Annotated in this window: 12 protein-coding genes; 1 reads left to right on the top strand and 11 read right to left on the bottom strand. The window is 69.4% G+C overall.

The genetic code is table 11. The annotated features are described in order from the left end of the window. Positions 1-166: 166 nt before the first annotated feature. The 3 genes from ABDW59_RS23460 to ABDW59_RS23450 all read right to left on the bottom strand — a co-directional run bounded on the left by ABDW59_RS23460 (position 167) and on the right by ABDW59_RS23450 (position 4,553). Positions 167-1,615: an efflux transporter outer membrane subunit gene (locus tag ABDW59_RS23460; protein WP_343633712.1), complete on the bottom strand. Its 1,449-nt coding sequence runs from the start codon at positions 1,613-1,615 to the stop codon at positions 167-169. Between the two features lie 116 nt (positions 1,616-1,731). Beyond that, positions 1,732-3,372 (bottom strand): DHA2 family efflux MFS transporter permease subunit, encoded by a 1,641-nt coding sequence (locus tag ABDW59_RS23455; RefSeq protein ID WP_343633711.1) that lies wholly within the window; start codon positions 3,370-3,372, stop codon positions 1,732-1,734. Next, entirely contained in the window at positions 3,369-4,553 is a 1,185-nt protein-coding gene (locus tag ABDW59_RS23450) for an HlyD family secretion protein (RefSeq protein ID WP_343633709.1), read from the bottom strand. Before ABDW59_RS23450 ends, ABDW59_RS23455 begins: the two co-directional genes overlap by 4 nt. Before the next feature lie 172 nt (positions 4,554-4,725). Between ABDW59_RS23450 and ABDW59_RS23445 the strand changes: the two genes are divergently transcribed. After that, positions 4,726-5,232 carry a helix-turn-helix domain-containing protein gene (locus ABDW59_RS23445; protein WP_343633707.1) on the top strand — a complete coding sequence of 169 codons (507 nt, stop codon included), beginning with the start codon at positions 4,726-4,728 and terminating at the stop codon, positions 5,230-5,232. A gap of 10 nt (positions 5,233-5,242) precedes the next feature. On the opposite strand, the gene ABDW59_RS23440 is transcribed toward ABDW59_RS23445, so the two are convergent. The 8 genes from ABDW59_RS23440 to ABDW59_RS23405 all read right to left on the bottom strand — a co-directional run. Then, on the bottom strand, positions 5,243-5,560 hold the full coding sequence (locus ABDW59_RS23440; RefSeq protein WP_343633705.1) for an antibiotic biosynthesis monooxygenase: 318 nt from the start codon (positions 5,558-5,560) through the stop codon (positions 5,243-5,245). An 83-nt stretch (positions 5,561-5,643) separates the two neighbouring features. After that, positions 5,644-6,708 (bottom strand): ABC transporter ATP-binding protein, encoded by a 1,065-nt coding sequence (locus tag ABDW59_RS23435; protein WP_343633703.1) that lies wholly within the window; start codon positions 6,706-6,708, stop codon positions 5,644-5,646. A gap of 13 nt (positions 6,709-6,721) precedes the next feature. Continuing rightward, positions 6,722-7,513: an ABC transporter permease subunit gene (locus ABDW59_RS23430; protein ID WP_343633701.1), complete on the bottom strand. Its 792-nt coding sequence runs from the start codon at positions 7,511-7,513 to the stop codon at positions 6,722-6,724. Positions 7,514-7,602: 89 nt separating this feature from the next. Beyond that, positions 7,603-8,436, bottom strand: a complete 834-nt coding sequence (locus ABDW59_RS23425) for a hypothetical protein (protein ID WP_343633699.1) — start codon at positions 8,434-8,436, stop codon at positions 7,603-7,605. Beyond that, positions 8,433-9,275 carry an alkaline phosphatase family protein gene (locus ABDW59_RS23420; RefSeq protein ID WP_343633697.1) on the bottom strand — a complete coding sequence of 281 codons (843 nt, stop codon included), beginning with the start codon at positions 9,273-9,275 and terminating at the stop codon, positions 8,433-8,435. Before ABDW59_RS23420 ends, ABDW59_RS23425 begins: the two co-directional genes overlap by 4 nt. Beyond that, complete coding sequence (locus tag ABDW59_RS23415) at positions 9,272-10,378, bottom strand: extracellular solute-binding protein (RefSeq protein WP_343633696.1); 1,107 nt, start codon at positions 10,376-10,378, stop codon at positions 9,272-9,274. The genes ABDW59_RS23420 and ABDW59_RS23415 overlap by 4 nt, the downstream gene beginning before the upstream one ends. Then, on the bottom strand, positions 10,375-11,631 hold the full coding sequence (locus tag ABDW59_RS23410) for an alkaline phosphatase D family protein (RefSeq protein WP_343633695.1): 1,257 nt from the start codon (positions 11,629-11,631) through the stop codon (positions 10,375-10,377). Before ABDW59_RS23410 ends, ABDW59_RS23415 begins: the two co-directional genes overlap by 4 nt. Before the next feature lie 4 nt (positions 11,632-11,635). After that, positions 11,636-13,686 (bottom strand): TonB-dependent receptor (locus ABDW59_RS23405; protein ID WP_343633694.1); only part of this gene is annotated, 2,051 nt, incomplete at its 5' end.

Genomic DNA, 13,686 nt, shown 5'->3' with positions numbered 1-13,686 from the left:
AAGCGCCTCAGCCGAGAACTGCGGCTGCGCTGCCTTGTCTGCACCTGAATTCGTCTTCGTCTTGCGTGGCATTCATGCTCCTTATCGACATGCTATGCCTCACACACGAATTTACTGACAGACCCGCACCGAGCGTCGCTGCCGGCAGCCTCGGTCGCTGCGCGAGTCACCCCGGTCGCGCCCACCCACCCCCCAAGGCCCTGAACGTCGCCACCGCCGCCCGCGCGTGGTCCGCCTGCAGCTGCGCCAGCTGATCCCGTGACGCGAGCAGCAACCGGTCCTCCTGCAGCACCTCGATCAAGCTGGCCGCGCCGCCCTTGTACGCATCCTCGGCCGCATCCCGCGCCATCTGATGCGCACGCACCTCCTCCTCCAGATCCCCTCTCTGCGCCTCCAGCTGCGTCAACATCACGACAGCGTTCTCCACATCCTCCCCTGCCCGCAGCATCCGCAGCTTCACCTGCGCCAGCGCCTCCGCCCTCGCGCCCTTGGCCTGAGCCACTTCCGCATCCACCCGCCCGAAGTCGAACAGTCGCCAATGCAGTCCCAGGAATGCCTGCGGCTGGAACGCCGCCGACGTGAGCATCCGTCCATTCAAGCTCTCCGCCCCCAGCACCCCGCCCAGCGTGACCCGCGGGTAGTACTCGGCCGTCGCCACGCCGATGCGCGCCTGCGCGGCGTCGAGCTGACGTTCCGCCGCGATCACATCGGGACGACGGCGCATCAGCTCGGCGGGCCCGATGTCGGCGGGCAAGGTCGGCACTCGATACGCATACGAGCGCTCACGCGAGGCGCTCGCCCCCATCACCACCAGCGACGGCGCAACCGTCCCCGCCTGCTCCCCCATCAACACGTCGAGACGATGCAGTTGCCTCGCGAGTTCGGCCCGCAGCGGCGGCAAAGTCCCGCGCGCCTGCAGCAGCAAGGCCTGCGCCTCCGCCACTTCGCGCTGCGTCGCGAGTCCACCCTGGAAGCGGGCCTGGATCAGCTCCAGCAAGCGCGCCTGCGTCCGCAGATGCGACTCCGCCACCGCGATGCGCGCCTGCGCCCCGCGCGCCCGGAAGTAGGCATCGGCCGCCTCGGCCGCGACGCTGACCTGCACCCCCAGCCGTCCGGCCTCCGCCGCCTGCCACTCGGCGACCGCCGCAGCCTCCCCGCTCCGAAGTCCGCCGGCAAGGTCCGCCTCCCAGCTCGCGCCGACGCCCAACGACTGCAGCGTCAGATCCCGCTGGTAGCCGGGGAACGCGTTCGCCAGCTTGCCCTCGGGGCTCAGCAGCGATTGACGCTCGCGCGCGACCTGACCCTGCGCTGCGATCTGCGGCAAGCGCTGCGCCCCGGCGGCCCGCGCAACCGCGCGCGATTGCTCGACGCGCGCGATCGCCGCCGCCAGATCCAGGTTCTGATCCAGCGCCCTCCGTGCGATGCTGGTCAGCACGGGATCCTCGAAGCCCAGCCACCAGTCGCTGAGCGCCGGTGCGCCGGTGTCGCCGCGATGCTGCGCCAGCAGCGCGTGATTGGCGAAGCGTTCGTTCATCGCGGGCAGCTGGGGCGGCGGCTCCGGCGCATGCGCGCAGGCGGCGAGCAGCGCGACCACCAACAACGGCGACAGACGCATGACCCGCGGAGCGATCGATGGCGAGAGCGGAGACGCCCCCGACGACGACGGCGAGAACAAGAACGTTGATAGAGACGTCGACATGATGAGGATCCTCGAAAGCGGAGTGCGGGCGCTCAATGGGCGTCGGCGGACGGGGCGGGCGGCGGCGTGACCTTGCGCAGCATCGGCACGAAGATCAGCGCCACGAGGAAGCACGCCATCACGATCAGGAAGGCGTCGGAGAAGGTCATCGTCAGCGCCTCGCGATAGGTCAGCGACCACAGCTGACGCAACGTCGCGGTCGACGCCTCGCCGAAGCCGGCCGACGCGCCAGGCACCGAGGCCATCAGGCCGTCCAGTCCCGCGTTGCGCGCGTCCAGATGCTCGGCCAGCCGCAGGAAGTGCAGGTTGGTGCGGTCGTTGAGGATGGTCGCGCAGGCCGCGATGCCGATCGCGCCGCCCAGGTTGCGCATCAGGTTGAATAGCCCCGATGCCAGCTTCAATCGCGCCGGCGGCAGCGCCCCTAGCGCCAGCGTCACCACGGGTGGCACGCACAGCTGCTGGCCCATGCCGCGCAGCGCCTGCGGCAGCAGCAGCTCGCGCGCTCCCCAGTCGTGCGTGATCGGCGCGAAGTCCCACATCGAGACCGCGAACAGCACCAGCCCCGCGGTCAGGATCCAGCGCAGATCGAAGCGGCTGGCGAGGAAGGCGTAGAGCGGAATGCTCATCACCTGGAACACGCCGGTGGAGAACACCGCCAATCCGATGTCCAGCGCCCCATAGCCGCGCACGCGGCCCAGGAAGAGCGGCGTCAGATAGATGGTCGCGAAGATGCCGATGCCGGTGACGAAGGAGAACAGGCAGCCCAGCGCGAAGCTGCGCTCCTTGAGCGCGCGCAGATCGACGATGGGCCGCGCGGCGCTCAGGCTGCGGGCGATGAAGGCGATTCCCGTCAGCCCCGCGATCCACGCGGTGGCGACGATGGTCGCGTCGCCGAACCAGTTCCATCGCGGGCCTTCCTCGAGCGTGTACTCCAGACAGCCCAGGAAGACCGCGAGCAGCACCATGGACAGGTAGTCCGCGCCGCGCAGCAGCGACAGATCGGGCTTGTCCACGCGCACCATCAGCGGCACCACCACGGTGACGACCAGACCCGGCACCAGGTTGATGTAGAAGAGCCAGGGCCACGACAGCAGGTCGGTGATCCAGCCGCCGACGACGGGCCCCAGCGTCGGCGCCAGCGACGCGATGGCGCCGATGGTGGACGCGGCCACCACGCGCTGCTTGCCGCTGAAGTACATGAAGGCGGTGGTGAAGACCATCGGGATCATGGATCCGCCGAGAAAGCCCTGCAGCGCGCGGAAGGCGATCATGCTCTGGATGTTCCAGGCCAGCGCGCACAGCAGGCTGGTCAGCGTGAAGCCCAGCGCCGAGATCGAGAACAGCCAGCGCGTCGAGAACACGCTCGCGAGCCAGCCCGACAGCGGGATGACGATGATCTCCGCGATCAGGTAGGCGGTCTGGACCCAGGTCGTGTCGTCGGCGCCGGCCGAGAGTCCGCCGCCGATGTCACGCAGCGAGGCCGACACGATCTGGATGTCCAGCAGCGCGATGAACATGCCCAGGCACATGGTCGCGAAGGCCAGCACCTTCTCTCGCGTTGTCAGTTGGTCGACGGGGATCACCTCGGAGGACCAGAAGCTCGGGCGTGCGCGTGGGCGCGCGGAGCTGGCCGTGGCGCCCGAGACCGCGGCCGGCGCGACGGCGCCGCTCATTGCGAGCTCGCGGTGGTGGTGGCGGGCGACCTGGCTTGCGCCTTGGCCTGCGCGTTGGCTGCGGTGTCGACCTGGACCACGACGGAGAGCCCGGGCCTCAGGCGGCCCAGTTGCGCATCCGCGGGATCGAGCTCGATCCGCACCGGCACACGCTGGACGATCTTGGTGAAGTTGCCGGTGGCGTTCTCCGCCGGCAACACGCTGAACTGCGCACCGGTCGCGGGCGCGAGGCTGCCCAGCCGGCCGTGCATCACTTGATCGGGCCAGGCATCGGCGCGCACGGTGACCGGCTGCCCCGTCTTCATGCGGGCGAGCTGGTCTTCCTTGAAGTTGGCATCGATCCAGAGTCCTTGCGCCGGCACGATGGACAGCAGCGGCGTGCCCGCGCTGACGTAGGTGCCGAGACGCGCCTTGCGGTTGCCGACGTAGCCGTCACGCGGCGCGCGCAGCTCCGTGTAGCCGACGTTGAGCCTCGCGATGTCCTGTTCGGCGCGCGCCTGCGCGAGCGCGGCCAGCACCTGCTGGCGCTGTGTCGCGATGACGTCGAGCTGGCGTTCGGCTGCTTGCTCCTCGGCACGGGCGCGGGCCAGTCCGGCCTGCGCGGTGCGATAGGACGCCTCGGCGCGCTGGCTGCTTTCCACCGACACGGCGGAGCGGCTCACCAGATCCTGATGTCGAAGGTAGTCGTCATGGGCTCGGCGCTCCTCGGCGGATGCCGCGTCGATGCCGGCGCGGGCGCGCGCGATCAGCGCCTGCTGCAGCGCGGCCGAGGCCTTCAGGTTCTCGACGGCCGCTTGCTGCGCCTCGACGGCGCCGGCGGCGCGGTTGAGCGCGGCTTCGTAGTCCCGCACATCGATGCGGGCGAGCAGGTCGCCCGCGTGGACGAACTGGTTGTCCGCGACCGGCAGCGCGGTGATATAGCCGTTGACCTTGGCGCCGATCACGGTGACGTCGCCGCCGACGTAGGCGTCCTCGGTCTCCTGATGGAAGCGGCCCGAGGTCCACCAGCGCGCGCCGTAGGCCGAGGCGCCCAGGCCGACCGCGACCAGCACGGCCCACTGCAGCGTCGTGCGTCCGAGCGAGCGGCGCGGCTTGACCGCAGGCGACGCGGTCGACGCGGATGATGACGCCGAAGGATCGGAGGAAGCGGGCGGGGCGGAAGGCGTGGGCGAGGTGGTCATGAGGGCTCCAACGACGGATGCCGCCGCGGCGGGCGGGAAGTGGAGCGGACTATAGGAATGTCACTTCCATGATGGAAGTGACTGGGAGTGAAATGGATCGTTCCAGATTCGTCAAATAACTTCCATGATGGAAGTCAGTGACAATCGGCGGATCTGAATCAGGGAGGCCGCGATGCGCCGCACGAGCTTCGAGGACATGCCTTGCCCGCTGGCGCGGGCGGCGGACACGCTGGGCGACAGCTGGAGCGTGCTCATCCTGCGCGAGGTCTTCTACGGGCATCACCGTTTCGACGAGTTCGTGGCGGAGCTGGGCATCGCGTCCAACACGCTGACGCGGCGGCTGGCGGAGCTGGTCGAGCGCGGCCTGCTGGACAAGCGGCCCTACAGCGACAAGCCGCCGCGCTTCGAGTACGTGCTGACGCCGCGCGGCCGGGACTTGCGGCCGGTGATGCTGGCGCTGCTGGACTGGGGCAACAAGCATGCGATCCCGAAGCGCCCGCCGGTGCGGCTCATCGACACCGAGACCGGTGAACCGGTGGAGCTGGCGATGATCGACGCCAAGACCGGGCTGCCGATCAGCGCGAGGCACAAGGTGCAGCGCCGGCAGGCGAGACCGGCGAAGGATCAGCTGTTTGATTTCGATGGGAGCGCGCCGGAGGATCAGACGGCAGGCGTCTAACCCGCGAGCCTCAGCCCGCCGTCACGTGCTCGAAAGCCTTGTCCCCATAGGCTTTCACGACCTGCGAGATCACCACGTGATAGCCCTGGTACCACTGCGCATAGCGGCGCTTGGCCTCGATGTGCTTGGGATGCCGGACCAGCGCTTGCAGACTTTCCAGGTCGCGCCACCAGTACACCGCGTTCTTGCGCGTGCCGTCCTCGCTGCTCCAGTTCTCGACGCCGAGAAAACCGGGAATGGCGTTGGCCGCGTCCTCGATCAGCTGATTGAGCTCGTCGAACTCGGCGTCGTAGGTGCCGGGCTCCCACATGAATGCGGCGCTGTACATGGCGGTGCGGGGCTCCTGCGCGGTTTGCGGTAGCTGACAAAGGGCCGCGCAGTGTAGACACGCCGCGCCGTCCGTGCCGGATCTCACTCCGCCAGCCACCTCAGCGCCGGCTCGGCGATCTCCAGCGTGAGCACGGTCCCTGGCGCGACCTCGGCCTCCTCATGCCGGCGCCACAGCGTCAAGACCTGGCCCCCAGGGCCGTCAAGTTCCCAGGCCACGCGCTGCTGACCGGGGTAGCTCGCCCTCAGCGAGCCGCTGAAGCGCAGCGCATCGGCCGCGCCCGGTCGGATCGCATCAGCCACCGTCAGCGCCTCGACCGGCGCGATCCAGTGCCCCGTGTCGCGACGCCAAGCGCCGTCCAGCGCGGTCGCATCCAGCCGGTTGAACATGCCGAGGAAATCCGCGACGCGGAGATTCGCCGGCGCGCGCCGCAGCTCGCGCGGCGACGCGCATTGCGCGATGACGCCGTCGAACATCACCGCCACCCGATCCGCCAGCTCGAAGGCCTCTTCGCGATCGTGCGTCACGATCACGCAGCTCTGGCCAAGCTCGCGTTGCAGCTGCCGGAACTGTCGCCGCAGCGGCAAGCGGAAGTGCTCGTCCAGCGCGGAGAAGGGTTCGTCCATCAGCAGCAGCGTCGGACGCGTCGCCAGCGCGCGCGCCAGGGCGACGCGTTGGCGTTGACCGCCGGACAGCGCTTGCGGCAGCCGGTCCGCTTGCGCCTGGAGGTCGATCAGCGCGAGCAGCTCGTCCGCGCGTTCGTCCGCCTTGGCGGGCTCCTCGCCGCGCGCGAGCGGGCCGAAGCGGATGTTCTCGCGCACCGACAGGTTGGGGAACAGCGCGTAATGCTGGAACACCATGCCGATGTCGCGCTGGCGCGCGGGCAGGACGCTGACGTCCTGACCGCTCAGCGCGATGCGCCCGGCGTCCAGCGCCTGCAGGCCGGCAATGGAACGCAGCAGGGTCGTCTTGCCGCAGCCCGAGGCGCCGAGCAGCGCGACGACCTCGCCGCGCGCGAGCGTGAGATCGATGTCGCGCAGCACCGGCCGGCCGCCGAGCGACAGCTTCGCGCCCTGCACCGACAGTTGGGGAGGCGTGGCGGAGGGAGATGGCGACTGGGGTGGAGGCGAAGCGGGAATCGATGTCATCGTCGAATGCGGATCAAGGGGATGGCGCGGTCCAGCGCCGCGTGAGCCGAGCGGCCAGCGCGACGATCGCGCCCACGCCGGCGAAGGCGAGCACCATCAGCGCCGCAGCCTGGTGGCCGTTGACGTTGCGCAGGCTGTTCATCAGCGGTTGCAGCAGCTCCATCTGGCCGCCGAGCAGCAGATTGGCGATCGCGAACTCCATCGCCGCCGTGACCCAGGCGAGCAGGAAGGCGGCGAGCAGCGCCGGCGCCAGCATCGGCAGCAGCACGCGGCGCAGCGTGTGCGCATCGCTCGCGCCCAGCGTGCGGCCGGCCTCGATCAGCACGGCGGCGTTGAGTTGCGCGAGCGCCGTTTGCAGCGTCTTGTGGATGAGCGGAAACAGCGTCGGCGCGACGACCGTGACGTAGACCAGCGGCAAGGGCAGCCACCCGCCCCAGCGGCCGACGAAGAGCTCCAGTGCGCTGATCGCGATCACGACGGGCGCGATCGCGAAGGGCAGCAGCGCGAGCAGGTCCAGCAGACGACGCAGGCGCCGCGCGGAGGGACCGTCGTCCAACTGAAGCGCGAGCGCGGCGGGGATGGTCGCGAGTGCGCCGCACACCAGGGCCAGTAGCGCGCTCGCCAGCGCGAGCAGGGCGGTCCGCAACACGGCGCCTTGGACGCGGGGATCGAGGGCGGCCTCGGCGATCCAGCGCAGGGTCGGAACTTCCGGCCACCAATGCCGGTCCCAGCGCTCGGTGAGCCCGTAGAGCAACAGCGCCGCCATCGGCACGAGCACCGCCACCAGCAGCGCGACCAGCGCCAACGAGGAGAAGATCGCTCGACTCGCCGTAGCGCGCGAATGACTCCCTCTCCCGCTTGCGGGAGAGGGCAGGGGAGAGGGTCTTCGAGCTCTCACGCTCTTCTCCTCCTCAGCCATGCGGCCCCCCACCGCGTCATCCCAATCACGACCGCCAGCATCCCAAACAAAACCAACGCCAACAGCGCCGACAACTCCGGCTGCGCAAAGATGTCACCGCTGACCAACGCGGCGATGCGCACGGCCAGCACATGCGCCGCCGTTCCATTCAGCGCGAAGGGCGTGGCGAAAGCCGCCGCCGCATTCGCAAAGAGCAGCCCGAAAGTCTCGACCAAGCCAGGCAACATCAGCGGCAACCCCACGCGACGCCAATACAGCACCGGCCCCGCGCCCAGCGTCGCCGCCGCGTCCTCCAGCGAGCCGTCCAGCATCTTCACCGGCGCGAGCAGCAGCAGCGCGGCAAGCGGCGCCTGAAAACACACGTAGGCCAGCAGCAGCCCGCCCAGCCCCTGCAGATCAATCCACGGCGCCAGCCCCAGCGCCTGCAGCGTCACCGTCACCACGCCCTGCGCGCCGAAGAGCAGCAACAGCGCCACCGCCAGCGGCACGCCCGAGAAGTTCGCGCCCAAGCTCGCGAGCAGCGTCACCGCCCGCTCCAGCCTCGGCACACGCAGCAGCGCGATCGCCGCGCCCAGTCCGATGGCCAGGCCGATGAGCGCCGACAGCGCCGCCAGCCACAGCGTGTTCCAGGCGGCTTCCAGGTAATAGCCGTCGGCGGTCAGGTCCGCGATCGCGCAGCCGTCGCCGTGCGCGACGCATTCGCCCAGGATCGCCACCGCCCTCCAGCCAAAGGGCAGCAGCAACGCGGTCGACGTCAGCACCAGCAGCGGTACGGCCAGTCGCCATGCCACGCGCGCGTCCAAGCTCATGCGCTCGGACCCTCGCCGCGCGGCTCATGACGGATGTCGATGCCCAGCCGCTCCAGCACCCAGCCGGCGATCCCCGTCTGACGATCAGGGAGCTCCAGACCGACCGCGCCGTCATGCGGTGCCCAGATCAGCGGGATCTCGCGCTCCATCGGCAGGGGGCCGCCGTGCATGCGGTCAGCGTTCATGCCGTGATCGCTGGTCAGCAGCAGGTCGAATCCCTCGGCATGCCAGCGCGGCAGCAGCTGCGCCAGCTGCATGTCGAGCTTGCGCGCGCTCATCGCGTACTGCGTGGACTCGCCGCCGTGCACATGGCCCGCGTAGTCCGGCCCCATCGGATGGACGAAGAGCAGCGCCGGGCCGCTGGTCGTCAGCACGGAGCGCCGCAGCGACTCCGCATCGGCCAGCAGATGGCTGTCGGGATAGTCGTCCTCCCAGTACCAGCGCGCGGCGGCCACGCCCATGACGGGCGGCGTCTGATCGCGATGGCGCAGCGGATCGAAGACCTGACCCGAGAGCAGCTCGTAGAACCAGTGGTACGCCGCGATGGCCGCCGGCACGCCGTGCGCTTGCAGGCGCTGGAACAGATGGCGCTCCAGCCGCTCACCCGCCTGGCCATTGCCGAGGATGCCGTGCCGCAGCGGCGTCTCGCCGTTGATCACCGTCGCGTACAGCGGCCGCGACAGGCTGGGCAGCTCGCAACGCAGCGAGCGCCATTGCGCGCGGCCCGCCTCGTTCAGCGCCTGCAGATAGCCCATGTAGTCGCGCGCGGTGTCGGCGCGCAGGCCGTCCGCCAACAGCAGGACCAGCTTGCGCGGACCGTCGTGGATCGTGGCGCTCATCGGGCCGCTCCCAACACCTCGCGCTGCCAGGCGCGCGGCAACTTCTTGACTTCCTCGGTCCACACGGCGGGCTTGAGCGCCCGCGCCTTGGCGTACTGCGCCTCGGGCACCAGCAGATCCTTCAGGTCTTTGGGCATCGCAAGCTGCGCGATGCGGATCGGTCGCGCATGACCGCGCGCCAGATGGAGCTGGCCGGCGTCGCTGAAGATGTACTCGCGCGCCAGCATGGCGGCGTTGGGATGCGGTGCCCAGCGGTTGATGATGGTCGAGTAGCCGCTCGTCACCGAGCCGTCCGAGGGGATCAGCACTTCGTAGTCCGCCGCGTTGGGCAGCCGCGAGCGATAGGACAGCGCGTTGAAATCCCACAGCAGGAAGACGTCCGCCTCGGCGCGCTCCATCAGCGCGGGACTGGCGTTGACAGCCAGCAGGCGCTTGTCCTTGGCCAGCTTGGCGAAGGCCGCGAGCGCCGGTTGCAGCCGGGTCTCGTCGCCGCCCAGCGCGATGGCCGCCGCGAGTACCGCCGCATTCGACTGCGCCGCGCGACCGACCTCGCCGATCAGCACGCGCGCCTTGGACGCAAACAGCGCCTGCCAGCTGCGCGGCACGTCCGGCAGCCGCTTGCGATTGACGGCGAAGGCGATGGTGCCGGTGTAGGCCAGCGCCCAGTGGCCCTCGGGATCTTTGGCCCAGTCGGGGATCTGCGCCCAGGTCGTCGGCAGGTAGGGCTGCGTGATGCCGCGTGCCTTGGCGATCGCGCCGAACTCGAAGCCGACGTCGCCGATGTCGGCGCTGGCGTTGGACTTCTCGGCCCCGATCTTGGCGATTTCCTCGGCGCTGCTCATGTCGGTGTCGACATGGACCAGACCGTAGAGCCGCTGCAGGTCGGCCCAGGTCGCGCGCCAGTTGGCCCAGTCGTCGGGCATGCCCAGGCTGTGGATGCGGCCCTCCTTGCGGGCAGCCGTCATCAGCGCGGACAGCGCCGGCGAGGCGGGCATGCCGCCTTGCGCCAGCGCGCCGAAGCTCAAAGGCCCGCAGAGCGCGGGCAGCGTCGCCGGCAACGCGGCGGGCAGGGTCCGGAGCAGGGTGCGTCGGGACAGGGTCATCCAGTCATCTCCTCGGCCGCGGGCGTCGTGCCCGCGGTCTTCGCGCGATCCGGCCAGCGCAGGCCGGACAGCAGCAGGTCCTTCGTGATCCTCGCGTGGCCGTCGACGTCGCACAACGCGATGCGCAGGCGCAGATCTTCGCCCCCTTGGCTGACGCCGCCGGCGCCTGCCCCTTCTGCCGAAGCGGGCACGGGCTCGATGTCGAGCAGCCCGAAGTTGAGCTCCGCCATCACCGTCGAGCGCCGGTTGCGATTCGGCGTGGGGATGTCCCACACCTCGGTCAGGCCGCTGGAAGTCGCGTCCCACAGCGGATACCCGCCATCGACGTCCACGCTGGAGAGTTCCGCGTAATGCATGTCGCCGCTGAGGAAGACCACGCCTTCGGCGCCGGTCTTGCGCATCAGCTCGATCAGCCGGGCGCGTTCGCGTGGGAAGTTGGACCAGCACTCCCAGCCGCTGCCATCGGCCGCGAACTGCACGCTGGACCCGATCAGCCGCACGTCCGCCGGCACGCGCAGCTGCGCTTCCAGCCATTGCCACTGGGCTTGGCCGAGGATCTCGGCCTCGAGCCGGTGATCGGGCACGTACCAGCCGGTCATCGGCTGGCCGCTGAACTTGGCCCGCAGCACCATCGCCGCATAGCTGGATTTGAGCTTGGGATCGGCCGTCAGCGCCGTGCGGTTGAAGCGCAGGTCCGGCAGGATCACCTGGATGCGGCGACCGAAGGCTTCGTAAACGTAGCTTGTGTACACGCCGTCGTTGCGGCGGCGCGGCGAGTCCGCCGGCTCGTTCCACGCATCGCAGAACAGCTGCTGCGACAAGCGCTTGAGCGGATAGTCGCCGCCCTCGTCGTCATCGCCGTAGTCGTGGTCGTCCCAGATCGCGACGTGCCGCACCGCGCGGCGGAAGTCCTGCAGCGGCTTCACGTTCTGGAACTCGACGTAGCGCTGGCGCAGCGTGGCCTCGTCGCGCGCGTCGGCGTAGAGGTTGTCGCCGAGGAAGACGAAGAGATCGGGCTGGGCGGCGCCGATGGCGCGCCAGATCGGCTGCGGCTTGGACTGCTTCGCGCAAGAACCGAAGGCGACCCGGAAGCGCCGGGGCGCCTGCGGGGTCGCGGTCGTCGAAGCGTGCGTCGAAGCATCGGTCGCCGCCTGCGATCCCGGGGCCGCGCAGCCCGCGAGCGGGACCGCCAGCGGCGAGGCCAGCGATCCCGCCAGCAGCTGGCGGCGCGTCAGGTGAGAGGCGCGGGTCATGCGGTCAGAACTTGCCGGTCAGCGTCACGTAGAACTGGCGCGGGGCGCCCGGCAGCAGCGTGGCGTAGGTGCCCGTCGCGTCGCTGTTGGTGAAGCCGTTGGAGCCGATCGTCGAGATGTAGTGCTTGCCGAAGAGGTTGTTCACCGAGGCCTGCAGGCTCAGCTCGCGCAGCAGGGACACGTTCTTCATCTTGTAGCCGGCGCTCAGGTTCACCAGCGTGCGGTCCGGCACCGAGGCGTCGTTGGTGTACGAGTAGTAGCGCTTGGACATGTAGTCCACGCCGATGTTGCCGAACAGCGCGCCGTCGTCGTAGTTCAGCTGCGACTTGAGCATGGTGTCGGGCGCGTCGGTGACGTGCTTGCCGCTGATGGCGATGGTGGTGGTGCCGCTGACGACGTCATCGCGATAGGTGGACTTGGACAGACTCACGCTGTTGTACCAAGTCAGCGCCGAGGCCAGACGGAAGGACAGCGCCGCCTCGACACCGGTGGTGCGCACGTCGCCGACGTTGGACAGCACGACCGGGTTGCCCTGGATGCCGCTGCCTTGCTGCACGCTCAACAGGCGGTTCTTGAAGTTGACCAGGTAGGCGCTGACCGAGCCTTCATAGCCGCGGCCGCCGATGCGCCAGCCGGCCTCGATGGTGTCCGAGGTCTCGGGCTTGAGGCTGCCCTTGATGGCCTCGAAGCCGGCGGTGGTCGTCGCGAAGGGCGAGGTGCCGGTGGCGGCGCCCTGGTAGGCGCGCATGTTGCGGGCGATGGTGCCGTAGAGCTCCTGGCTGGACGAGAGCTTGTAGTTGACGCCCAGCTGCGGCAGGAAGCCCTTCTTCGCGGTGATCGATCCCGAGGGCATGCCGGTGCCGGCCTGCAGGTCGCCGTCGATCTTGACCTTGAGCGACTTGAAGCCCGCGCCCACCGTCAGGTCCTTGGTCACCGACCAGGTGTCCGACACGGAGAACTGCGAGGTCTTGGTGTTGAACGCGTACTGCCACTGCGTCAGGAAGGGATTGCTCGGGAACCGGTAGACGCTGGTCGCGGCCGAGGCGGCGTAGAAGCGGCGCGCCTGGTTGAAGTCGTTGTCCTCGAACCAGACGCCGGCCTTGATCAGGTGGTCGCCCAGCTCGACCTCGGCGTTGGAGACCACGCCGCTGCGGTTGATGCCGTACTCGGTGGTGCGCACCGAGATGGGCGTGCCGTCCGGCGAGGCCTGGTAGGGCGTGAACCACAGGCCCATGCCTTTGTTGTGGTGGTAGTAGGCGGTGGTCTTCCACGTGGCGTTCGGGGCCAGGCGCAGGTCGGCGGAGACGCCCACCAGATCGTCGTTGCGCAGGCCGGCGCCGGCGTAGTACTGGTCGTCGCAGGCGGCGACGTAGGTGCTGCCGTTGGCGCCGCACAGCGTGTTGGCGGCGCGCACCGCGGCGGCGAAGTCGGGATAGAAGTTGTCCAGCTTGTCGCCCTTGCGCTTGATCAGGTCCAGCGACAGATCCTGGTAATCGACCTCACGGCGGCGGGAGGTGTTGTAGAAGGCCGAGAGGCGGTGCTCGCCGAGCGCCTTGACCCACTTGAAGTTCCACTGCTCCTGCTTCTGCTGGCCGTAGCCCTTCCACTTGTCGGCGTCCTGGTCGGTGTAGCTGACGTACAGACGGCCCAGCACGGTGTTGCCGCTGTCCACGCGCAGGAAGCTGCGGCGCGCGGAGTCGCTGCCGAAGGTCTGCGACAGGCGGGCGCCGAATTTCTCTTCCGGGTCCGCCGAGTAGAACTGCAGCGTGCCGCCCAGGTTGCTGGACGAGGCCGTCTCCAGCGCGCCGGCGCCCTGCGACAGCGAGGCGCGGCCGACGTTCTCGCTGGAGATCGCGCGGCTGATGTGCAGACCGTTGAAGTTGCCGTAGGACATGTCGCCCAGCGGCACGTCATCCAGCGTGAAGCCGATCTGGTTCTGCGAGAAGCCGCGCACGGTGAAGCGGGTGGACCACTCGTAGTTGCCCAGGCCGTCGGCGGACTGGAAGTTCACGCCGGGCAGGCGGGCGACGGTGGACAGCGGGCTGGCGCCGGCGA

It is taken from the genome of Roseateles sp., from assembly GCF_039595295.1.
Taxonomy (GTDB): domain Bacteria; phylum Pseudomonadota; class Gammaproteobacteria; order Burkholderiales; family Burkholderiaceae_C; genus Roseateles.
This window is presented reverse-complemented; position numbering and strand designations above follow the sequence as displayed.